General features: G+C 41.8%; 27 protein-coding genes and 1 other annotated feature (1 of these 28 cut by a window edge). All 27 genes read right to left on the reverse strand.

From position 1 onward, the window contains the following. Positions 1-3: 3 nt before the first annotated feature. On the reverse strand, positions 4-402 hold the full coding sequence (gene rpsH, locus ABVJ71_RS10590) for a 30S ribosomal protein S8 (protein ID WP_353853996.1): 399 nt from the start codon (positions 400-402) through the stop codon (positions 4-6). Positions 403-433: 31 nt separating this feature from the next. Continuing rightward, the gene (rpsN, locus tag ABVJ71_RS10595; RefSeq protein ID WP_008356542.1) at positions 434-619 is read right to left on the reverse strand and encodes a 30S ribosomal protein S14; all 186 of its coding nucleotides are present in this window, start codon (positions 617-619) and stop codon (positions 434-436) included. A gap of 22 nt (positions 620-641) precedes the next feature. Then, positions 642-1,181 carry a 50S ribosomal protein L5 gene (gene rplE, locus ABVJ71_RS10600; protein WP_264008740.1) on the reverse strand — a complete coding sequence of 180 codons (540 nt, stop codon included), beginning with the start codon at positions 1,179-1,181 and terminating at the stop codon, positions 642-644. Between the two features lie 25 nt (positions 1,182-1,206). Continuing rightward, entirely contained in the window at positions 1,207-1,518 is a 312-nt protein-coding gene (rplX, locus tag ABVJ71_RS10605) for a 50S ribosomal protein L24 (protein ID WP_353853997.1), read from the reverse strand. Between the two features lie 35 nt (positions 1,519-1,553). Further along, the gene (rplN, locus tag ABVJ71_RS10610; protein WP_353853998.1) at positions 1,554-1,922 is read right to left on the reverse strand and encodes a 50S ribosomal protein L14; all 369 of its coding nucleotides are present in this window, start codon (positions 1,920-1,922) and stop codon (positions 1,554-1,556) included. Between the two features lie 39 nt (positions 1,923-1,961). Next, positions 1,962-2,225 carry a 30S ribosomal protein S17 gene (gene rpsQ / locus ABVJ71_RS10615; RefSeq protein ID WP_353853999.1) on the reverse strand — a complete coding sequence of 88 codons (264 nt, stop codon included), beginning with the start codon at positions 2,223-2,225 and terminating at the stop codon, positions 1,962-1,964. 25 nt (positions 2,226-2,250) lie between these two features. Beyond that, positions 2,251-2,451 (reverse strand): 50S ribosomal protein L29, encoded by a 201-nt coding sequence (gene rpmC, locus ABVJ71_RS10620; RefSeq protein WP_003217155.1) that lies wholly within the window; start codon positions 2,449-2,451, stop codon positions 2,251-2,253. After that, entirely contained in the window at positions 2,441-2,875 is a 435-nt protein-coding gene (gene rplP, locus ABVJ71_RS10625; protein ID WP_003225801.1) for a 50S ribosomal protein L16, read from the reverse strand. Before rplP ends, rpmC begins: the two co-directional genes overlap by 11 nt. Before the next feature lies 1 nt (position 2,876). Further along, the gene (rpsC, locus tag ABVJ71_RS10630; protein WP_353854000.1) at positions 2,877-3,533 is read right to left on the reverse strand and encodes a 30S ribosomal protein S3; all 657 of its coding nucleotides are present in this window, start codon (positions 3,531-3,533) and stop codon (positions 2,877-2,879) included. Positions 3,534-3,536: 3 nt separating this feature from the next. Further along, positions 3,537-3,878, reverse strand: a complete 342-nt coding sequence (gene rplV, locus ABVJ71_RS10635; RefSeq protein WP_353854001.1) for a 50S ribosomal protein L22 — start codon at positions 3,876-3,878, stop codon at positions 3,537-3,539. Positions 3,879-3,895: 17 nt separating this feature from the next. Then, positions 3,896-4,174: a 30S ribosomal protein S19 gene (rpsS, locus tag ABVJ71_RS10640; RefSeq protein ID WP_353854002.1), complete on the reverse strand. Its 279-nt coding sequence runs from the start codon at positions 4,172-4,174 to the stop codon at positions 3,896-3,898. Positions 4,175-4,231: 57 nt separating this feature from the next. Continuing rightward, entirely contained in the window at positions 4,232-5,065 is an 834-nt protein-coding gene (rplB, locus tag ABVJ71_RS10645) for a 50S ribosomal protein L2 (RefSeq protein WP_353854003.1), read from the reverse strand. A 28-nt stretch (positions 5,066-5,093) separates the two neighbouring features. Beyond that, entirely contained in the window at positions 5,094-5,381 is a 288-nt protein-coding gene (rplW, locus tag ABVJ71_RS10650; RefSeq protein ID WP_353854004.1) for a 50S ribosomal protein L23, read from the reverse strand. Further along, entirely contained in the window at positions 5,381-6,004 is a 624-nt protein-coding gene (rplD, locus tag ABVJ71_RS10655; protein ID WP_353854005.1) for a 50S ribosomal protein L4, read from the reverse strand. Before rplD ends, rplW begins: the two co-directional genes overlap by 1 nt. Positions 6,005-6,031: 27 nt before the next feature. Next, positions 6,032-6,661, reverse strand: a complete 630-nt coding sequence (gene rplC / locus ABVJ71_RS10660) for a 50S ribosomal protein L3 (protein ID WP_353854006.1) — start codon at positions 6,659-6,661, stop codon at positions 6,032-6,034. Positions 6,662-6,698: 37 nt separating this feature from the next. Next, positions 6,699-7,007, reverse strand: coding sequence for a 30S ribosomal protein S10 (gene rpsJ / locus ABVJ71_RS10665; protein ID WP_003156464.1), 309 nt, complete (start codon positions 7,005-7,007; stop codon positions 6,699-6,701). Between the two features lie 218 nt (positions 7,008-7,225). After that, positions 7,226-8,185 (reverse strand): alpha/beta hydrolase, encoded by a 960-nt coding sequence (locus tag ABVJ71_RS10670; RefSeq protein WP_353854007.1) that lies wholly within the window; start codon positions 8,183-8,185, stop codon positions 7,226-7,228. Positions 8,186-8,293: 108 nt separating this feature from the next. Continuing rightward, complete coding sequence (tuf, locus tag ABVJ71_RS10675) at positions 8,294-9,484, reverse strand: elongation factor Tu (RefSeq protein ID WP_353854008.1); 1,191 nt, start codon at positions 9,482-9,484, stop codon at positions 8,294-8,296. A gap of 118 nt (positions 9,485-9,602) precedes the next feature. Further along, complete coding sequence (gene fusA, locus ABVJ71_RS10680; protein ID WP_353854009.1) at positions 9,603-11,681, reverse strand: elongation factor G; 2,079 nt, start codon at positions 11,679-11,681, stop codon at positions 9,603-9,605. Between the two features lie 54 nt (positions 11,682-11,735). Further along, positions 11,736-12,206 carry a 30S ribosomal protein S7 gene (gene rpsG, locus ABVJ71_RS10685; RefSeq protein ID WP_008356520.1) on the reverse strand — a complete coding sequence of 157 codons (471 nt, stop codon included), beginning with the start codon at positions 12,204-12,206 and terminating at the stop codon, positions 11,736-11,738. Between the two features lie 121 nt (positions 12,207-12,327). Further along, a complete protein-coding gene (gene rpsL / locus ABVJ71_RS10690; RefSeq protein ID WP_008356518.1) occupies positions 12,328-12,747 on the reverse strand; it encodes a 30S ribosomal protein S12 in 420 nt (139 codons plus the stop codon). A 112-nt stretch (positions 12,748-12,859) separates the two neighbouring features. Beyond that, positions 12,860-13,108, reverse strand: coding sequence for a 50S ribosomal protein L7ae-like protein (locus ABVJ71_RS10695; RefSeq protein WP_353854010.1), 249 nt, complete (start codon positions 13,106-13,108; stop codon positions 12,860-12,862). A gap of 146 nt (positions 13,109-13,254) precedes the next feature. Beyond that, entirely contained in the window at positions 13,255-16,854 is a 3,600-nt protein-coding gene (gene rpoC / locus ABVJ71_RS10700; protein WP_353854011.1) for a DNA-directed RNA polymerase subunit beta', read from the reverse strand. Positions 16,855-16,915: 61 nt separating this feature from the next. Further along, positions 16,916-20,497 (reverse strand): DNA-directed RNA polymerase subunit beta, encoded by a 3,582-nt coding sequence (gene rpoB, locus ABVJ71_RS10705; RefSeq protein ID WP_353854012.1) that lies wholly within the window; start codon positions 20,495-20,497, stop codon positions 16,916-16,918. Positions 20,498-20,752: 255 nt separating this feature from the next. Beyond that, a complete protein-coding gene (locus tag ABVJ71_RS10710) occupies positions 20,753-21,358 on the reverse strand; it encodes a class I SAM-dependent methyltransferase (protein ID WP_353854013.1) in 606 nt (201 codons plus the stop codon). A gap of 96 nt (positions 21,359-21,454) precedes the next feature. Next, on the reverse strand, positions 21,455-21,823 hold the full coding sequence (gene rplL, locus ABVJ71_RS10715) for a 50S ribosomal protein L7/L12 (protein ID WP_353854014.1): 369 nt from the start codon (positions 21,821-21,823) through the stop codon (positions 21,455-21,457). Between the two features lie 42 nt (positions 21,824-21,865). After that, positions 21,866-22,366 (reverse strand): 50S ribosomal protein L10, encoded by a 501-nt coding sequence (gene rplJ / locus ABVJ71_RS10720; protein WP_353854015.1) that lies wholly within the window; start codon positions 22,364-22,366, stop codon positions 21,866-21,868. 69 nt (positions 22,367-22,435) lie between these two features. Continuing rightward, positions 22,436-22,502 (reverse strand) — a sequence feature (ribosomal protein L10 leader region) (it continues 74 nt past the right edge of the window).

Consider the following 22,502-nt stretch of genomic DNA (forward strand, 5'->3'; position numbering starts at 1 on the left):
TTTTTACCATACGTAAGCAAGTACTTCTCCACCAGTTTGTTTAGCACGGGCTTCTTTGTCCGATAAAACACCTTGTGATGTAGAAATAATTGCGATTCCAAGACCGTTAAGTACACGTGGTACTTCATTTGATTTCGCATATACACGTAAACCAGGCTTACTGATTCTTTTAAGACCAGTGATAACGCGTTCGTTGTTTTGACCGTATTTAAGGAACAAACGGATAATTCCTTGTTTGCTGTCTTCGACGTATTCAACGTCACGGATAAAACCTTCACGCTTTAAGATTTCAGCAATTTCTCTTTTGATTTTTGAAGCAGGTACTTCAAGCTTCTCATGACGTACTGTGTTCGCATTGCGAATACGAGTCAGCAAATCTGCAATCGGATCTGTCATAACCATTATTTAATAACCTCCTTCCCATTTATGGGGATTACCAGCTGGCTTTTTTAACGCCAGGAATTTGTCCTTTATATGCAAGTTCGCGGAAACAAATACGGCAAAGTTTAAACTTACGAATAACTGAATGTGGACGTCCACAACGTTCGCAGCGTGTATACTCTTGAACTTTAAACTTTTGTTTGCGTTGTTGTTTCGCAATCATAGACTTTTTAGCCACGATTTCGCCTCCCTTTCATTGATTATTTCTGGAACGGCATACCTACTTGAGTTAATAACTCACGTGCTTCTTCGTCCGTTTTGGCAGTAGTAACGATAACGATATCCATACCGCGGACCTTTGTTACTTTATCGTAATCAATTTCTGGGAAGATTAACTGTTCTTTAATACCAAGGGTGTAGTTTCCACGTCCGTCGAAAGATTTTTTAGAAATTCCGCGGAAGTCACGTACACGTGGTAAAGATACAGAAATAAGTTTATCAAGGAAATCATACATGCGCTCTCCGCGAAGTGTTACTTTTGCACCGATTGGCATTCCTTCACGAAGACGGAATCCAGCAATAGACTTCTTCGCACGAGTAACGACAGGTTTTTGACCAGCGATAAACGTTAATTCTTCAACAGCAGTATCGATTGCTTTAGCGTTTTGAACAGCGTCACCAACACCCATGTTGATCACGATTTTTTCGATTTTTGGCACTTGCATCACTGAAGTGTATTCAAACTTAGAAACTAATGCAGGTGTAATTTCTTTTATATACTTTTCTTTAAGGCGGTTCATGAGAAAGACCTCCCTTCCTTATTTACTATTTATCTAGAACTTGCCCAGATTTTTTCGCTATACGGACTTTCTTTCCGTCCTCAATTTTATACCCGACACGTGTCACTTCACCCGTTTTAGGATCAAGCGGCATTACGTTTGATACGTGAATTGGCGCTTCTTGTTCAGAAATCCCGCCTTGAGGGTTAGCTTGAGTTGGTTTAGAGTGTTTTTTCACAAGGTTAATCCCTTCTACTAAAACACGGTCATTTTTAGGGAAAGCAGCAAGGATGACACCTTGTTTACCTTTATCTTTACCAGAGATAACCACTACTTTATCGCCCTTTTTAACATGCATTTAATCGCACCTCCTTGAGTCGCGGATTGTAATCATTAAAGTACTTCTGGTGCTAGAGAAACAATTTTCATAAAGTTATTTTCACGAAGTTCACGTGCTACTGGTCCGAAGATACGAGTTCCACGAGGGCTCTTGTCGTCACGGATGATGACACATGCATTTTCGTCGAAGCTGATGTAAGATCCGTCGCTTCTGCGAGCTCCGCTCTTTGTACGAACGATAACTGCTTTTACAACATCACCTTTTTTGACAACGCCACCTGGTGTTGCTTGTTTAACCGTACAAACAATGACATCACCAATATTAGCCGTCTTACGTCCAGAGCCGCCAAGAACTTTAATCGTTAATACTTCACGTGCGCCAGAGTTGTCAGCTACTTTTAAACGAGTCTCCTGTTGAATCATTAATGTTACCTCCCTTCGGAAAAAGAAATCCGAACTTTATTAGATAATAACAGCTTCTTCGACAACCTCAACTAGACGAAAGCGTTTAGTCGCAGATAATGGACGAGTCTCCATGATCTTAACGATGTCTCCGATTTTTGCTTGGTTGTTTTCATCATGTGCTTTGAACTTTTTAGAGTATCTTACACGTTTGCCATAAAGTGAATGCTTTTTGTATGTTTCAACAACAACAGTAATGGTTTTATCCATTTTGTCTGAAACAACACGGCCTTGGTACACTTTACGTTGGTTACGTTCGCTCATGTTTGCGGGGCCTCCCCTCTCATTATTATTTATTAGCAGCGATTTCTCTTTGACGAATCACAGTTTTCATGCGTGCGATTGATTTACGCACTTCACGAATACGAGCAGTATTTTCAAGCTGCCCAGTTGCTAATTGGAAACGAAGATTGAAAAGTTCTTCTTTAAGAGACTTTACTTTTTGTTCAATTTCAGCAGTGGTAAGGTCACGAATTTCATTAGCTTTCATTTGATTCACCACCAATTTCTTCACGTTTTACGAACTTCGTTTTAATTGGCAATTTGTGAGATGCAAGACGAAGAGCTTCGCGAGCAACTTCTTCAGACACACCAGAAATTTCAAATAAAACTTTGCCCGGTTTTACTACAGCTACCCATCCTTCTGGAGCACCTTTACCAGAACCCATGCGGACTTCAAGTGGCTTTGCTGTATATGGCTTAGAAGGGAAAATTTTTATCCAAACTTTACCGCCACGTTTCATGTAACGAGTCATAGCAATACGAGCAGCTTCGATTTGACGGTTCGTAATCCAAGAAGCTTCAAGAGCTTGGATACCGAACTCACCGAAATGCACTTCAGTGCCACCTTTTGCACGACCACGCATTTTCCCACGGTGTTCTCTGCGATACTTCACGCGTTTTGGCAATAACATATTATTTTCCTCCTTCCGCAGACTTCTTCTTAGTTGGAAGGACTTCTCCACGATAGATCCATACTTTTACGCCAAGCTTACCATAAGTAGTATCAGCTTCAGCAGTAGCATAGTCGATGTCAGCACGAAGTGTGTGCAACGGAACAGTACCTTCACTGTAATATTCAGAACGAGCAATATCTGCACCGCCAAGACGACCAGAAACCATTGTTTTGATTCCTTGTGCTCCAGCACGCATTGTGCGTTGGATTGTTTGTTTTTGTGCACGACGGAATGAAATACGGTTTTCAAGTTGACGAGCGATGTTTTCAGCAACTAGTTTAGCATCAAGATCTGCTCTCTTGATTTCAAGAATGTTAATGTGTACACGCTTGCCAGTTAGGCTGTTAAGGGCTTTACGAAGTGCTTCTACTTCAGATCCGCCTTTACCAATGACCATACCTGGTTTAGCTGTGTGAATTGTAATATTTACGCGGTTTGCAGCACGTTCGATTTCAACCTTAGAAACGGACGCGTCAGACAAACGCTTGCTGATGAATTCACGGATTTTTAAGTCTTCATGTAAGAAATCAGCGTAATCTTTTCCAGCGAACCATTTAGATTCCCAATCACGAATGATTCCAATACGAAGACCTACTGGATTTACCTTTTGACCCACGGATTATCCCTCCTTCTTTTCTGATACAACGATTGTAATGTGGCTAGTACGTTTGTTAATTGCGCTCGCACGACCCATAGCACGTGGACGGAATCTCTTAAGTGTTGGACCTTCGTCAACGAATGCTTGAGAAATCACTAGGTTGTTAGCGTCCAACTCGTAGTTGTGCTCAGCGTTTGCGATAGCAGATTTTAATACTTTTTCAATAATTGGTGAAGCAGCCTTAGGTGTATGGTTTAAGATAGATACTGCTTCTCCTACTTGCTTACCTCGGATCAGGTCCATTACTAGACGTGCTTTACGAGGAGCAATACGGACTGTTCTTGCGACAGCTTTAGCTTGCATTTAAAAGCCTCCTCTCATTAGCGTCTTGTTTTTTTATCGTCACTAGCATGACCTTTGTAAGTACGGGTTGGTGCGAATTCGCCCAATTTGTGACCTACCATATCTTCAGAGATGAATACAGGTACATGTTTGCGGCCGTCATAGACTGCAATTGTGTGACCGATGAATTGCGGGAAAATTGTAGAACGACGAGACCAAGTTTTAATTACTTGCTTTTTGTCAGCTTCATTCAATTTCTCAACTTTAACCATCAAATGATCATCAACAAATGGTCCTTTTTTTAAGCTGCGAGCCATTGTGGAACCTCCCTTCGTAATTGAACTACGGTCCTAAATGAACCGTAGACAATCCCGTTATTTATTTTTACGACGACGTACAATAAATTTGTCAGACTTGTTCTTTTTCTTACGAGTCTTGAATCCAAGTGTCGGTTTACCCCATGGAGACATTGGTGATTTACGTCCGATTGGAGCACGTCCTTCACCACCACCGTGTGGGTGATCGTTAGGGTTCATGACAGAACCACGAACTGTTGGGCGAATGCCTTTCCAGCGAGAGCGACCAGCTTTACCGATGTTAATTAATTCGTGTTGCTCGTTTCCAACTTGACCGATAGTCGCACGGCAAGCAGAAAGGATCATACGAACTTCTCCTGAGTTCAGACGTACAAGAACGTATTTACCTTCTTTACCAAGAACTTGAGCAGAAGTACCAGCAGAACGAACTAATTGTCCACCTTTACCTGGTTTTAATTCAATGTTATGCACAACTGTACCAACTGGGATGTTGATCAGTGGAAGAGCATTACCTGGTTTAATGTCAGCTTCTGGACCAGAAGTAACTTCAGTACCAACTTGGATTCCTTTTGGTGCAAGGATGTAACGCTTCTCACCATCTGCATAGTTTACAAGAGCGATATTTGCTGAACGGTTTGGATCATACTCGATTGTAGCAACGCGTCCAGGTATACCATCTTTATTACGCTTAAAGTCAATGATACGGTATTGACGTTTGTGACCGCCGCCTTGATGACGAACAGTTAATCTACCTTGGTTGTTACGTCCGCCTTTTTTATGAAGCGGGGCAAGTAACGATTTTTCTGGTTTGTCAGTCGTGATTTCAGCAAAATCTGAAGTAGTCATGCCACGACGACCATTACTGGTTGGTTTATACTTTTTAATCGCCATTTTGAATTTCCCTCCTTCTTTTTAAGATTTACGCTTCAAAAATTTCGATTTCTTTGCTGTCAGCAGTTAATTTCACGATTGCTTTTCTGCGACGGCTAGTCATACCAGTATAGCGTCCAACGCGTTTTGATTTTCCTTTGTAGTTCTGAACGTTGACTTTTTCAACTTTCACTCCAAAGATTTCTTCAACAGCGTCTTTCACTTCTGTTTTATTCGCTCTGACGTCCACTTCAAACGTGTACTTCTTATCTGCCATTAGATCAGTAGAACGTTCAGTAATGATAGGGCGCTTTAGAACATCACGAGGATCTTTCATTATGCAAGTCCCTCCTCTACTTTTTCAACCGCTGCTTTAGTGATCAGAAGTTTCTCATGGTTAACAACGTCAAGAACGTTGATACCTTTAGCTTCAACAACTGTTACTCCAGGGATGTTACGAGCAGATAAGGCAACTGTTTCGTTTGCATCCGCAGTGACAACCAACGCTTTTTTCTCAACAGATAATCCTTTAAGGATGCCTGCGAATTCTTTCGTTTTCACTGCATCAAGAGTAAGATCTTCAAGAACGATGATGTTGTTGTCGATTACTTTAGAAGACAATACTGATTTGATAGCCAAGCGGCGAACTTTTTTAGGTAATTTATAAGAATAGCTGCGAGGTGTTGGACCGAATACGATACCGCCTCCACGCCATTGTGGTGAACGGATAGAACCTTGACGAGCACGACCTGTACCCTTCTGTCTCCAAGGCTTACGACCTCCGCCACGTACTTCAGAACGAGTTTTTACTTTGTGAGTTCCTTGACGTAAGGAAGCTCTTTGCATAAGAATAGCATCGAATACCACGCTTTCGTTTGGCTCAATTCCAAACACAGAATCGTTTAATTCGATTTCACCGTTAGTAGAACCGTTTTGGTTATATAATGCTACTTTGGGCATGACTTGTTTCCTCCTTTCCTAAGAGAGTTATTTAGATTTAACTGCACTCTTTACAGTTACTAGAGATTTTTTAGCTCCTGGTACGTTTCCTTTGATCAGAAGAAGATTACGTTCTGCATCAACTTTAACGATCTCAAGGTTTTGGACAGTGATTTGCTCTCCGCCCATACGACCTGGAAGAAGTTTACCTTTGAATACTCGGTTTGGATCTACAGGCCCCATTGAACCCGGACGACGATGATAGCGAGAACCGTGAGACATTGGTCCGCGTGATTGTCCGTGGCGTTTGATAGCACCTTGGAACCCTTTACCTTTTGATGTTCCTGTTACATCTACGATATCTCCACTTGCGAAAATATCAACTTTGACTTCCTGACCAACTTCATACGCATCTAACTCCACACCGCGTAATTCTTTTACGAAGCGCTTAGGAGCAGTTTCCGCTTTAGCAACGTGGCCCTTTTCTGGTTTGTTAGAAAGCTTTTCACGTTTGTCATCAAAACCAATTTGGATTGCTTCATAGCCATCCGTATCAGCAGTCTTCTTTTGAAGAACAACGTTAGGAGCAGCCTCAACAACAGTCACAGGGATAAGGTCACCGTTTTCTGCGAATACTTGCGTCATACCAATTTTTCTACCTAAGATTCCTTTGGTCATTCGTCACACCTCCTATAATATGTGTTTTCTATTTAAATTAAAGTTTGATTTCGATATCTACACCAGATGGTAAATCTAAACGCATAAGTGCATCAACTGTTTGCGGAGTTGGATTCACGATGTCGATTAGACGTTTGTGAGTACGCATCTCAAATTGCTCGCGAGAATCTTTGTACTTATGCACCGCACGAAGGATTGTGTAAACTGATTTTTCAGTCGGAAGCGGAATTGGACCAGATACACTAGCACCAGAACGCTTAGCCGTTTCAACAATCTTCTCAGCAGATTGATCAAGAATTCTATGATCATATGCTTTTAAACGAATACGAATTTTTTGTTTTGCCATTATTTTCCCTCCTTTTCGCCTACTTACGTTAGACAGTTCTCCGTGAGAAAAACCTGATCACCTTGCCATGGCAAAGCGGCCGGGTGTGTCAGCAACCTCTCACTTCATCGCAGTCAAAGACCAACATGCACTATTGTACCAAATTGGTCTGTGTGTTGCAATAATAAATCGGATAAATTTACGATTTGCACACTTTTCATATTATACAGGGGTTTAGCCTATAAATCAAGCTCTCCTTGATGATGATGTATAGCCGTTTCTCTTACAATTCGGATAAATTTATCTGGCTCTTCAATATGAGGAGAATGCGCCGATTCTTCGAAGATGAACCATTTTTTCATTGGAGCAGTTAATTGCTCAACAAATAGTTTTGATACAGTGGCTGGTGTAATCAAGTCATGTTGACCCATGATAAAGTAACACGGTATTAATATAGTAGAAACTCGGTATTGAATGCTCTCTTGCAATAATTCATCCCAAAGCATTTCCTGACTGTACTTTTGTCCCTGTAGGAATTTCCATTTGTCTTTCAGCCGATAATGCTTACTGGTAAGAAACGTTCGCACCAACTGAAGGAGCGGCTTCCACCTATGGGTGAGTCCTACTTTTGCAAACTCTTTATACATGGAGAACAAAGCATGAGCAGATGTCCGCTTCCACGGGGGAGGGGTAAGTAATCTCAGACAGGCGGTAAATAGTCTATTGCGATGGAATTTTTTTAGAAGAAGCTCGTACGATGCGATATCCTCTTTTAATATATCTACAACTTGACTAATTCCATAATAAGCATGATAAAGATCTGGACGTTTATGTACAGCTTGTATAGCAATCAATGACCCCCATGAATATCCAGCAATGTATAGCTTCGGTTGGCCTAAATAGGAAAGCAGTTTTTCTGATAGTTCAATCGTATCTTCAACGAATTGTTGTATCGTCATCGATGCAGAGGGAATGTTCTTGTGATATGACAGCCCTGCACCTCGCTGGTCCCAATGAATGACCGTAAAGTATTGGTCGAGCTCCTGATGAAAGGAATCTATATAACTGATTTGCGCTGAGCCTGGGCCTCCGTGTAAAAATAGAAGAATGGGCTTTGTCTCTTGCGAATGGTTCTCTTTCATCATAATCCATTGATCGACACCGCCAATCAACCATCTCTTCAAACATGTCTTCGCCATTCCAGTGATCCTCTCAGTTCCTATTAGATTCTATAGCTTATAGTAGCCGTTCTCACTATGAAAAGCAAAAAAGAGACCCTTTTGCAAGGAGTCTCTTTTGTATCGTCATTACTTAATGATAGTTGAAACTACGCCAGAACCTACAGTACGTCCACCCTCACGGATAGAGAAACGAGTTCCTTCTTCGATAGCGATAGTAGAGATCAGTTCAACTTCCATCTCAGTGTTATCGCCAGGCATAACCATTTCAGTACCTTCTGGAAGATGTACGATACCAGTTACGTCAGTTGTACGGAAGTAGAACTGCGGACGGTAGTTAGAGAAGAATGGAGTATGACGTCCACCCTCTTCTTTAGAAAGTACATAAACTTCAGCTTTGAATCTGCTGTGTGGAGTGATTGTACCTGGTTTAGCAAGTACTTGACCACGTTGGATTTCTTCACGAGAAATTCCACGAAGAAGTGCACCAATGTTGTCACCAGCTTCAGCATAGTCAAGAAGCTTACGGAACATTTCAACACCTGTAATAGTTGTTTTCTTGTTTTCTTCTTGAAGACCGATGATTTCAACTTCATCACCGACTTTAACTTGTCCACGCTCAACACGTCCAGTAGCAACTGTTCCACGACCAGTAATAGAGAATACGTCCTCAACTGGCATCATGAATGGCTTATCAGTGTCGCGCTCTGGAGTTGGGATGTACTCATCAACCGCATCCATAAGCTCAAGGATTTTAGCTTCGTATTCAGCATCTCCTTCAAGAGCTTTAAGAGCAGAACCTTTGATAACTGGTACTTCGTCACCAGGGAAGTCATAGTCAGAAAGAAGATCACGAACTTCCATTTCAACAAGTTCAAGTAGCTCTTCGTCGTCAACCATGTCACATTTGTTAAGGAATACTACGATGTATGGTACACCTACGTTACGAGAAAGTAGGATGTGCTCACGTGTTTGTGGCATTGGACCATCAGCAGCAGATACTACTAAGATCGCACCGTCCATTTGAGCAGCACCAGTGATCATGTTTTTAACGTAGTCAGCGTGTCCTGGGCAGTCTACGTGTGCATAGTGACGAGTTTCAGTTTCATACTCAACGTGTGCAGTAGAGATTGTGATTCCACGCTCGCGCTCTTCTGGAGCACCATCAATTTGGTCATAAGCCATAGCTGTACCTTTACCTGATTTCTTATGAAGAACTGTTGAGATAGCAGCAGTTAGAGTTGTTTTACCATGGTCAACGTGTCCAATTGTACCGATGTTAGCATGCGATTTGGAACGGTCGAATTTTTCTTTAGCCATTCTAAAAATCCTCCTTAAAGGTTCATTGTATTTGGTATAGAGTGATAGAAAGTGAAGAGTTACCTCCCACTTTCTGATCTTCAATAGTAGTTATACTTTAGTTTAAAGGCAAAATCAATTATTCACCTTTATTTTTTTTGATGATTTCTTCACTGATGCTCTTAGGAACTTCTTCATAGTGATCCATGTGCATAGTGAAAGTACCGCGTCCTTGTGTGTTAGAACGGAGTGCAGTTGCATATCCGAACATTTCAGAAAGTGGAACCATAGCGCGAACAACTTGAGCGTTACCGCGAGCTTCCATACCTTCTACACGTCCACGACGAGATGTAATGTCACCCATGATGTCTCCCATGTATTCTTCTGGGATAACGACTTCTACTTTCATCATTGGCTCAAGTAGAACTGGGTTACATTTGCTAGCAGCATTTTTCAATGCCATAGAGGCAGCAATTTTGAACGCCATTTCGTTAGAGTCAACATCGTGGTATGAACCATCAAATAGTTTTGCTTTAATGTCGATTAATGGGAATCCAGCTAATACACCATTTTCTAGTGATTCTTCAAGACCTGCTTGAATAGCTGGGATATATTCACGAGGAACAACCCCACCGACAATTGCATTTTCAAATTCGAAGCCTGCGCCTTCTTCGTTTGGTTCAAATTCGATCCAAACGTGTCCGAACTGACCGCGTCCACCAGATTGACGTACGAATTTACCTTCAACTTTTGCACCAGAACGGAATGTTTCACGGTACGCAACTTGAGGAGCACCTACGTTAGCTTCAACCTTGAACTCACGTTTCATACGGTCAACAATGATATCAAGGTGAAGCTCACCCATACCAGAGATGATCGTTTGACCAGTTTCAGGGTTTGTTTGTGTACGGAATGTTGGGTCCTCTTCAGCTAATTTAGCTAAAGCGATACTCATTTTATCTTGGTCAGCCTTAGATTTAGGCTCAATCGCTACATCGATAACTGGCTCTGGGAATTCCATAGACTCAAGGATAACAAGATTTTTCTCATCACAAAGAGTATCTCCAGTTGATGTATCTTTAAGACCTACAGCTGCTGCAATATCTCCTGCGTAAACAGTAGAGATTTCTTCACGGCTGTTTGCGTGCATTTGAAGGATACGTCCAACACGCTCACGTTTGTTTTTAGAAGAGTTCTTTACGTAAGAGCCAGCATCAAGTGTTCCAGAGTAAACTCGGAAGAAAGTTAGTTTCCCAACATAAGGGTCCGTCATAACTTTAAATGCAAGTGCAGAGAATGGTGCGTCGTCAGAAGACTCTCGAACTACCTCTTCATTTGTATCTGGTAAGATACCTTTGATTGCAGCAACATCAGTTGGAGCAGGAAGGTAGTCAAGCACAGCATCAAGTACAAGCTGAACACCTTTGTTTTTGAAAGCAGAACCAACAAGAACTGGATAGAATTCAACATTCAAAGTTCCTTTGCGGATTGCAGCTTTCAATTCAGGAATTGTAATTTCTTCACCCTCAAGGTATTTTTCCATCAGCTCTTCATCAAGCTCAGCGACAGCTTCAATTAAGCTGTTGCGAAGCTCTTCAGCTTTGTCTTTATACTCATCAGGGATTTCTCTTGCATCAGAGCGAGTTCCAAGGTCATCTTCGTAGAAATACGCTACGTTTTCTACAAGGTCGATGATTCCTTCGAATTGGTCTTCAGCACCGATCGGCAATTGAATTGCATGAGCGTTTGCTTGAAGACGATCTCTTAATGTGCTTACAGAGTAAAGGAAGTCCGCACCGGTTTTATCCATTTTGTTAACGAATACGATACGAGGTACTCCGTAAGTTGTTGCTTGGCGCCAAACTGTTTCAGTTTGTGGCTCTACACCTGATTGTGCATCAAGAACAGCAACAGCACCATCAAGTACACGTAAGGAACGTTCAACTTCAACAGTGAAGTCTACGTGTCCTGGTGTATCAATGATGTTTACACGGTAACCCTTCCATTGTGCTGTAGTAGCAGCAGAAGTGATTGTGATACCACGTTCTTGCTCCTGCTCCATCCAGTCCATTTGTGAAGCTCCTTCGTGAGTTTCACCAATTTTATGGATACGACCAGTGTAGTACAAGATACGCTCAGTCGTTGTCGTTTTACCGGCATCGATGTGCGCCATGATACCAATATTACGAGTTTTGTCTAAGGAGAACTCTCTTGCCATTGGGTAATTTCTCCTTCCTTATTAGGAAATAGTTTTTTTAGTTTGGTATGAATCCTACCAGCGGTAGTGAGCGAATGCTTTGTTCGCTTCTGCCATTTTGTGTGTATCTTCACGTTTCTTCACAGCAGCACCAGTGTTGTTAGCTGCGTCAAGGATTTCGTTAGCAAGACGCTCTTCCATCGTTTTTTCTCCACGAAGACGAGCGTAGTTCACTAACCAACGAAGACCTAGAGTTGTACGACGGTCTGGGCGAACTTCTACAGGTACTTGGTAGTTAGCGCCACCTACACGACGTGCTTTCACTTCAAGAACTGGCATGATGTTTTTCAAGGCTTGTTCGAAAACCTCCATCGCTTCATTACCAGTACGTTCTTTGATGATATCAAAAGACTTGTAGAGGATTGTTTGAGCTTTCCCTCTTTTACCGTCAATCATCATTTTGTTGATCAAACGAGATACAAGTTTAGAATTGTAAATTGGATCTGGCAAAACGTCTCTTTTTGCTACAGGACCTTTACGTGGCATCTGAATAGCCTCCCTTCTCTTTTAAAAGGATTTCTATCTGTCTCTCATCTCAGTTTCATTGTCAGGTGCCTGACTCAACCGATCTGAACTCAACTTCTAAAAACCCTTATGTTTGTTTATATTATTTGCTTTGTTTCGGGCGTTTTGTTCCGTATTTAGAACGTCCTTGCATACGACCGTCAACCCCGGCAGTATCAAGCGCACCACGAACGATGTGGTAACGTACACCCGGTAAGTCTTTTACACGTCCGCCACGAATAAGTACTACACTGTGCTCTTGTAGGTTGTGTCCGATACCAGGAATGTAAGCTGTTACTTCAATCAGGTTAGACAAACGTACACGAGCATATTTACGTAGTGCTGAGTTTGGCTTCTTCGGTGTCATTGTTCCGACACGAGTACAAACCCCGCGTTTCTGTGGAGATGTTACGTTAGTGTGCTCTTTTTTGAAACTGTTATATCCTTTGTTAAGTGCAGGAGACTTTGAGTTTTCAACTTTACTCACGCGTCCTTTGCGTACTAGCTGATTAATTGTAGGCATGTTGTTATTCCTCCCTTCATTACTTTTTTTATAACCCACATACCCAGGTGGTTCATCAAAAGACAAAAAACAATGTTTTTGCATTTTACACATACAAAAACAAACAAGTACGTTATAACATAATGGCAACAGCTGCTGCCCCAACTTCAATTCCGCAGGCCTTGCCGAGCTTTTTCATGGAATCTACCACTAAAATGTCTACACCCTTCTCTTTCGCTAGTTTCATTACACCAGCTGTTAAGGCAGGGTCAGCATCTTTTGCTACGACGATTTCCTTTACTGAATCTCGTTTTAGAGCTTTTACTGTTTGCTTCGTACCAATAATAATTGATTGAGCCTGTGATACTTTATCATAAGACATCGAATATCCTCCAAAGTAACAGGTTTTATTTTGAGCACCTTGGTTATATTATCATCATGGCAGAAGGATGTCAATATCGTATATCAGATTATCTTGACATCCTTCACCATTTTTTGATGATTTTTATGGAAATCTTATGAGAAAACTTATTCTGCAGGTACCATATCATCAGTTGGTTGCACTTGTGAAACCGGCTTTACTTTACGGTAGTTCGGCATTCCTGTTCCAGCAGGAACAAGTTTACCAATGATCACATTCTCTTTCAAGCCAAGTAACTCATCACGTTTTCCTTTAATTGCTGCGTCTGTTAGGACACGAGTTGTTTCTTGGAATGATGCAGCAGATAAGAATGAGTCTGTTTCAAGTGATGCTTTTGTAATACCAAGTAGAACTGGACGACCTGTCGCAGGGCGTTTGCCTTCGAATAATACTTTCTTGTTCGCTTCAGTGAATTGATGTACATCAAGAAGTGTGCCTGGTAATACATCTGTATCCCCTGCATCAGCGACACGCACTTTACGAAGCATTTGGCGAACCATTACTTCTACGTGCTTATCTCCAATTTCTACCCCTTGCATACGGTATACTTTTTGTACTTCATGAAGCAGATATTCTTGAACAGCTGTCATATCTGTCACTTTTAGAAGTTCTTTCGGGTCAATAGAGCCTTCTGTCAGTACTTGACCGCGTGTTACTTTATCACCTTCAACGACTTTAAGACGAGCATTGTAAGGAGCTGTGTAAGAGCGAGTTTCAACTTCGCCTTGAACCACAATTTCCTGTTGTTTGTCACGAACCTCGTTGATTTCAGCAACAACACCATCAATTTCAGAGATGGTCGCTTGCCCTTTCGGATTACGCGCTTCAAATAGCTCTTGGATACGAGGTAAACCTTGTGTGATATCGTCTCCAGCAACCCCACCTGTGTGGAACGTACGCATTGTCAGCTGTGTTCCTGGCTCACCGATCGATTGTGCAGCGATGATTCCAACTGCCTCACCAACTTCTACGTCGGTACCAGTTGCAAGGTTACGGCCGTAGCATCGTTTACATACTCCATGCGGTGTGTTACATGTAAATGCAGAGCGGATCCATACTTCCTCAATACCAGCGTCAACTATTTCAAGTGCCTTATCTTCATCAATTAGTTCGTTTTCGTTTACAATGACTTCTCCAGTTTCCGGATGAGTAATTGGTTTTCTTGCAAAACGTCCGATCAGACGTTCTTCAAGTTTTTCAATGACTTCATTTCCTTCTTTAATGGACTTAGCCAAAATTCCACGATCCGTTCCGCAATCTGTTTCACGGATAATGACATCCTGTGCAACGTCTACGAGACGACGCGTTAGGTAACCTGAATCAGCAGTTTTAAGGGCAGTATCGGCAAGACCTTTACGCGCTCCGTGAGTGGAAATGAAGTATTCCAATACGGTTAAACCTTCACGGAAACTAGATTTAATCGGAAGTTCAATGATACGTCCAGCCGGGTTGGCCATCAGACCACGCATACCAGCCAGCTGAGTGAAGTTAGATGCGTTACCACGCGCTCCTGAGTCACTCATCATGTAGATCGGGTTGACTTCATCAAGGGACTTCATCAGTTTTCCTTGGATGACATCTTTAGAAGAACTCCAAATTGAAATCACTCTCTCATAACGCTCTTCTTCTGTAATCAGCCCACGTCTGAATTGCTTCATGACGTTATCTACTTTCGCTTGTGCTTCTTCAAGAATTTTCTGCTTATCATCTAATACGACGATATCAGAAACACCAACGGTAATACCCGCTTTAGTAGAGTATTTGAAACCAAGATTTTTCATGCGATCAAGCATTTTAGAAGTCTCAGTAATGTGGAATCTCTTAAAGATTTCCGCAATAATTTTTCCTAAAATACCTTTTTTGAATGGCGGATTGATCTCTTGTTTCTCGATAGCAGCTTTTACATCCTCACCTTTTTCAAGGAAGAAACGGTCAGGCGTTTTTTCTTCAATATTACTCTTTGTCGGCTCATTCATGTATGGGAATGATTCCGGTAAGATTTCGTTAAAGATCAGCTTACCAACTGTTGTAATTAACAGCTTAGAACGCTGTTCATCAGTGAATGTCGAGTTCTTCAACGAGCTAGCTGCAACAGCTACACGCGTGTGAAGGTGAACATATCCATTTTGATATGCGAGAAGTGCTTCGTCTGTATCTTTGAAGACCATACCTTCTCCAATCGCACCTTTACGTTCAAGTGTGAGGTAGTAGTTACCAAGCACCATATCCTGAGATGGCGTAACAACTGGTTTTCCATCTTTCGGGTTCAAAATATTTTGAGCAGCAAGCATTAAGATACGTGCTTCAGCTTGTGCTTCAGCAGATAATGGTACGTGAACCGCCATTTGGTCACCGTCAAAGTCAGCGTTGTAGGCTGTACATACAAGTGGATGTAGACGAATTGCGCGTCCTTCCACAAGTGTAGGTTCAAACGCTTGAATACCAAGTCTGTGAAGAGTTGGTGCACGGTTTAATAGAACAGGGTGCTCACGAATCACTGATTCTAAAACATCCCATACTTCTGGTTGTACACGCTCAATTTTTCGCTTTGCACTCTTAATGTTGTGAGCTAATCCTTTTTCGACAAGCTCCTTCATCACAAATGGTTTGAATAATTCAAGAGCCATTTCTTTTGGAAGTCCACATTGATACATTTTCAAATGTGGTCCTACGACGATAACGGAACGTCCAGAATAGTCAACACGTTTACCAAGCAAGTTTTGACGGAAACGTCCTTGTTTCCCTTTCAGCATGTGTGAAAGAGATTTTAATGGTCGATTTCCTGGTCCTGTTACCGGTCGACCTCTACGTCCATTATCAATCAAGGCATCGACAGCTTCTTGAAGCATACGTTTCTCGTTCTGAACGATAATGCTTGGCGCACCAAGATCTAATAGACGTTTCAGACGATTGTTACGGTTGATGACTCGACGATAGAGATCGTTTAAGTCAGATGTAGCAAAACGTCCGCCATCTAGCTGAACCATTGGTCGCAATTCCGGTGGAATAACCGGAAGCACGTCAAGGATCATCCATGATGGTTTGTTACCTGAGTTACGGAAGGCTTCTAATACTTCAAGGCGTTTGATCGCACGTGTACGACGTTGACCTTGAGCCGTTTTCAGCTCTTCTTTTAGTGTATCCACTTCTTTGACAAGGTCGATATCTTGAAGAAGTTTGTTAATTGCTTCAGCACCCATAGCCGCTTGGAAGGTATTACCGTATTTATCTAAATATGCACGGAATTCTTTCTCAGAAAGGAGTTGTTTTTTCTCAAGCGGCGTGTTGCCTGGATCTGTCACGACGTAAGAAGCAAAGTAGATCACTTCTTCTAACGCACGTGGTGACATATCAAGAACAAGTCCCATACGGCTTGGAATACCTTTGAAATACCAAATGTGGGAAACTGGGGCAGCCAGTTCAATATGCCCCATTCTCTCACGACGGACTTTTGCCCGTGTTACTTCTACACCACAACGGTCACATACAACACCCTTATAACGAACGCGCTTATACTTTCCACAATGACATTCCCAGTCTTTTTGTGGTCCGAAGATACGTTCACAAAAGAGACCATCTTTTTCAGGTTTCAGTGTACGATAGTTAATCGTTTCAGGCTTTTTCACTTCACCAAAAGACCAAGAACGGATTTTATCAGGTGATGCGAGACCGATGTTCATATACTCAAAATTGTTCACATCTAGCAAGGGGCCTACCTCCCTTTTAATCTTCGGGTTATACCCTAGTCACTTGCTCTAATCGTTTCTGCTATTCTTTTGTGACTGCGTCACGTTCAAGATCGACAGGGGCGAAGTCAGCGGCATCTTCGTCATTAGATAACGCTAATCCGTCTGCTTTCTTCGTTTCCTCATCGTCTTCTAAATCTCTCATTTCTATTTCTTCTTCATCGCCAGATAAGATTTTCACATCCATACCTAAACTTTGAAGTTCTTTGATTAACACTTTGAATGATTCAGGGACACCTGGTTCAGGTACGTTATCCCCTTTGACGATAGCTTCGTATGTTTTCACACGACCTACAACGTCATCCGACTTAACTGTTAAGATCTCTTGAAGGGTGTAAGCTGCACCATAAGCTTCAAGTGCCCATACTTCCATCTCTCCGAAACGCTGACCACCAAATTGTGCTTTACCGCCAAGTGGCTGCTGCGTAACAAGTGAGTACGGTCCTGTTGAACGAGCGTGAAGTTTATCGTCAACCATGTGAGCCAGTTTGATCATATACATGATTCCAACAGATACACGGTTGTCGAATGGTTCACCAGTTCGACCATCATAAAGGACTGTTTTCGCATCACGAGACATACCTGCTTCTTCAAGCGTTTCCCAAACATCTTCCTCACGAGCACCATCAAATACTGGTGACGCAATGTGAATGCCAAGGTAACGTGCAGCCATACCCATATGAAGCTCAAGTACCTGACCGATGTTCATACGAGATGGTACCCCTAGAGGGTTTAACATGATATCAATCGGTGTGCCATCTGGAAGATATGGCATATCTTCTTCTGGAAGGATTTTGGAGATAACCCCTTTGTTACCATGTCGTCCGGCCATTTTGTCACCTTCAGAAATTTTACGTTTCTGAACGATGTATACACGAACTAACTGGTTCACACCTGGTGGCAATTCATCTCCATCTTCGCGATTAAAGACTTTCACATCGTGGATAATACCACCGCCGCCGTGTGGAACACGAAGAGACGTATCACGAACTTCTCGAGCCTTTTCACCAAAGATAGCGTGTAATAGACGTTCCTCAGCTGTCAGTTCTGTTACACCTTTAGGCGTTACTTTACCAACAAGAAGATCTCCGTCTTTGACTTCTGCACCGATACGGATGATTCCACGCTCGTCAAGGTTGCGCAATGCGTCTTCCCCAACGTTTGGAATATCACGTGTGATTTCTTCAGGTCCAAGCTTCGTATCACGAGCTTCTGATTCATATTCTTCAATATGAATAGATGTGTAGACGTCGTCTTTTACAAGGCGCTCACTCATAATGATCGCATCCTCATAGTTGTAACCGTCCCAAGTCATAAAGCCGACCATCACGTTACGTCCTAGAGCCAATTCACCTTTTTCCATAGAAGGACCGTCTGCAAGAATTTCTCCTTTGACGACTTCATCTCCAACACTAACGATTGGACGCTGGTTATAGCAAGTCCCTTGGTTAGAGCGGACAAATTTCAGCAAGCTGTATTTGTCTAGGTTCCCTTTGACTTGTTGTCCGTCGACCTCTTCATAACGGCGAACCCAAATATTTTTCGCTTCAACACGTTCTACAACACCTGGGTAGCGACAGATCACAGCAGCACCGGAGTCTTTACCTGATACATACTCCATTCCTGTACCAACAATTGGTGCTTCTGGCTGCATCAAAGGCACAGCCTGACGTTGCATGTTCGCTCCCATTAGAGCACGGTTAGAGTCATCGTTTTCTAAAAATGGGATACATGCTGTCGCTGCAGAAACAACCTGCTTTGGCGATACATCCATATAGTCAACTCGGTTTCGAGGTACAACTGTGTTTTCCCCTCTAAAACGAGCAATGATGTTGTCATCTATAAATGAGCCATCTTCATCTAACTGAGCGTTCGCTTGTGCTACAACGTAGTTATCCTCTTCATCAGCTGTCAAGTAATCAATTCTTGGGGTCACTTTACCTGTTTCAGGGTCAACCCTGCGGTAAGGTGTTTCGATAAAGCCGAAACGGTTCACTTTCGCAAATGAAGATAGAGAGTTGATCAAACCGATGTTTGGACCCTCTGGGGTTTCGATTGGACACATACGACCATAGTGAGAGTAGTGAACGTCACGAACTTCCATTCCTGCACGCTCACGAGTCAAACCACCTGGTCCAAGTGCTGATAGTCGACGTTTATGAGTCAATTCAGCAAGCGGGTTTGTTTGATCCATGAACTGAGAAAGCTGAGAGCTACCAAAGAACTCTTTGATAGAAGCGATCACAGGACGGATGTTAATCAATTGCTGAGGTGTAATCGTGTTTGTGTCTTGAATAGACATTCTTTCACGAACAACACGCTCCATTCTGCTTAAACCAATACGGAATTGGTTTTGCAGAAGTTCACCTACAGAACGTAGACGGCGATTACCTAGGTGGTCGATATCATCTGTATCGCCTACACCGTGCAACAGGTTAAAAAAGTAACTGATCGATGCAATAATGTCAGATGGCGTGATGTTTTTTACAGTTTCATCTACATATGCATTGCCAATCACATGAATCACTTGTTCGCCTTCTGGATCAGTTGGTGCATAAATCTTGATAGACTGAAGCTCTACTTCATCTTCTACTACACCACCATTCGGATAAAGCTTTCTAAATCCGATGCCGTTCTCTAAGTATGGAAGAATTTTATCAAGAACTCTTCTATCTATAATTTGACCTTTTTCTGCTAGAATTTCACCTGTTTCAGGATCAACTAACGTTTCAGCTAGTTTTTGATTGAAAAGTCTATTTTTAATATGAAGTTTTTTATTAATCTTGTAGCGTCCAACATTTGCTAAGTCGTACCTCTTTGGATCAAAGAAGCGTGAGTCTAGCAAGCTCTTCGCATTTTCAACAGTTGGCGGTTCTCCAGGACGAAGACGCTCGTAGATTTCAAGAAGTGCTTTATCAGCATTCTCTGTGTTGTCTTTTTCCAACGTATTGCGTAAGTATTCATTCTCGCCAATGATGTCAAGAATCTCTTGATCAGAGCTGAAGCCGAGAGCACGCAAAAGAACCGTAACCGGCAACTTACGTGTGCGATCGATGCGTACATATACTACATCCTTCGCATCAGTTTCGTATTCTAACCATGCGCCACGGTTTGGAATGACAGTCGCAGTAAAGCCTTTTTTACCGTTTTTGTCTACTTTACCACTGAAGTATACACTTGGAGATCGCACTAACTGAGAAACGATTACACGTTCCGCACCATTAATGATAAAAGTACCTGTGTCTGTCATGATTGGGAAATCACCCATGAACACATCTTGGTCTTTTACTTCTCCAGTTTCTTTGTTAATGAGACGAACTTTCACTCTTAGTGGAGCAGAGTAAGTTACGTCACGTTCTTTTGATTCTGCTACAGGATACTTAGGATCCCCTAGGCTATAATCAATGAATTCAAGAGAAAGGTTGCCAGTAAAATCCTCAATTGGGGATATATCTTGAAACATCTCTCTAAGACCCTCATCAAGAAACCACTGATAAGAAGAGGTTTGAATTTCAATGAGATTTGGTAATTCTAACACTTCGCTTATGCGTGCGTAACTTCTGCGCTGGCGGTGTCGTCCATACTGAACTAGTTGACCTGTCAACTGATTCACCCCTCAAATCATGCGTATTATATGTGTAAAAAGTATTTCGCTCTTTTGCATGTCAGAATAGAAATACTTTTACAAGACAAAAGAAAAAAGGGTTTCTAAAATAAGAAAACCACATCCAAAAGCAAATACCGATTTTATTAGTTTTCCCAAGTATGCATAATTTATACAAAATAGTTGTTTTTTAAGCCTATCAAGCAAAATATACATATTGGCATTTTATAATGTTAACACAGCTCGGAAACTGCGTCAAACTTTTTTAGCTTTGATCACATAATAGCCCTTTTTTTTCTTAACGACCGTCACTTCTTTAAAGAGCTGTTTTAATTTTTCAATCGCAGATGGCCCGCCTTGCTTTTTCTGAATAACCACCCACAATTCACCTTCCGGCAATAAATGATCAGCACTTTTTTCAAAGATCGCATGTACAACTTTCTTCCCTGCCCGGATGGGGGGATTGGTCAGTATCGAGGCAAAAGTAGCTGATGAATGAACATTCGAGAACAAATCACTTTGATAGATGCGGACATTATCAATGCGATTATGTTTAGCGTTTTCCTTTGAAAGTTCGACTGCTCTTTCGTTCACATCAATCATATGAATGGTGCGACTTGTCATTTCGTTTGCTAATGATAAGCCGATCGGTCCATAACCGCAACCGACATCTAAGACGTCGCCATCCAATTCAGGTTCTTCGAAAGCTTCAATTAAAAGCCTTGAACCATAGTCGACTTCTTTCTTAGAAAACACTCCACTATCACTTGTAAAAGTAAAGGTACGGTTTCTCAAGGTGAAGTCCCATGTCTTTTGATTACTTTTCACTGATGGCTTTTCCGTATAGTAGTGGTCACTCATATTGAATGGACCTCCTCTGGATTCAATCGTTTCAGGAGATTAGAAAAGAAAAAGCCCGCCAGTAAAAGCGAGCTTTTCCAAAAGATTAGGCGAAGATTACTTAACTTCTACAGAAGCGCCAACTTCTTCAAGCTTAGCTTTAAGTTCTTCAGCTTCTTCTTTAGCAATACCTTCTTTAAGTGGTTTTGGAGTGTTGTCAACAAGTTCTTTAGCTTCTTTTAAGCCAAGACCAGTGATTTCACGAACTACTTTGATCACTTTGATTTTTTGATCTCCAGCACCAGCAAGGATTAGATCAAAGTCAGTTTTCTCTTCAGCAGCGCCACCAGCAGCAGCACCAGCTACAGCTACAGGTGCAGCAGCAGTTACGCCAAATTCTTCTTCGATTGCTTTTACTAAGTCGTTTAACTCAAGTACAGTTGCTTCTTTAACTGAAGCAATGATTTCTTCGATATTTAAAGCCATTTGTAATTCCTCCATTTTAAGTTTTTTTACGTAAATTACGCATTAAGCGCCTTGTTCTTCTTTTTGTTCTGCAACTGCTTTAGTTGCAAGAGCAAGATTACGGACTGGAGCTTGAAGAACGCTAAGCAACATAGAAAGCAAGCCTTCGCGAGACGGAAGTTCAGCAAGAGCCTTCACTTCTTCTACAGTCGCTACATTTCCTTCGATGACACCAGCTTTAATTTCTAAAGCCTCGTGGTTTTTCGCAAAATCATTGATGATCTTCGCAGGTGCGATTACATCTTCGTTACTGAATGCGATCGCATTTGGACCAGTCAAGAAATCATTCAAACCAGTCAATTCAACTTGTTCAACTGCACGGCGAGTCAAAGTATTTTTGTAAACTTTAAATTCTACACCAGCTTCACGAAGTTGCTTACGAAGTTCTGTTACTTCAGCAACTGAAAGACCGCGATAATCGACGATCACTGTTGATTTACTGTCTTTAAATTTAGAAGTAATTTCATCAACGACTACTTTTTTAGTTTCGATTGCGTTGCTCATGGTTACACCTCCTGTACATTCTTTGTGTAACACTTATACCGATCAGGCCATCACGTTCCTAACGAACGGTTCTTCATATAAAAAGCCTCCATCAAGACATGGAGGCTGTATATACAAGCATACGTTAACGTAAGAC

The sequence above is a fragment of the Bacillus sp. Bos-x628 genome, from assembly GCF_040500475.1.
Lineage (GTDB): Bacteria > Bacillota > Bacilli > Bacillales > Bacillaceae > Bacillus > Bacillus maqinnsis.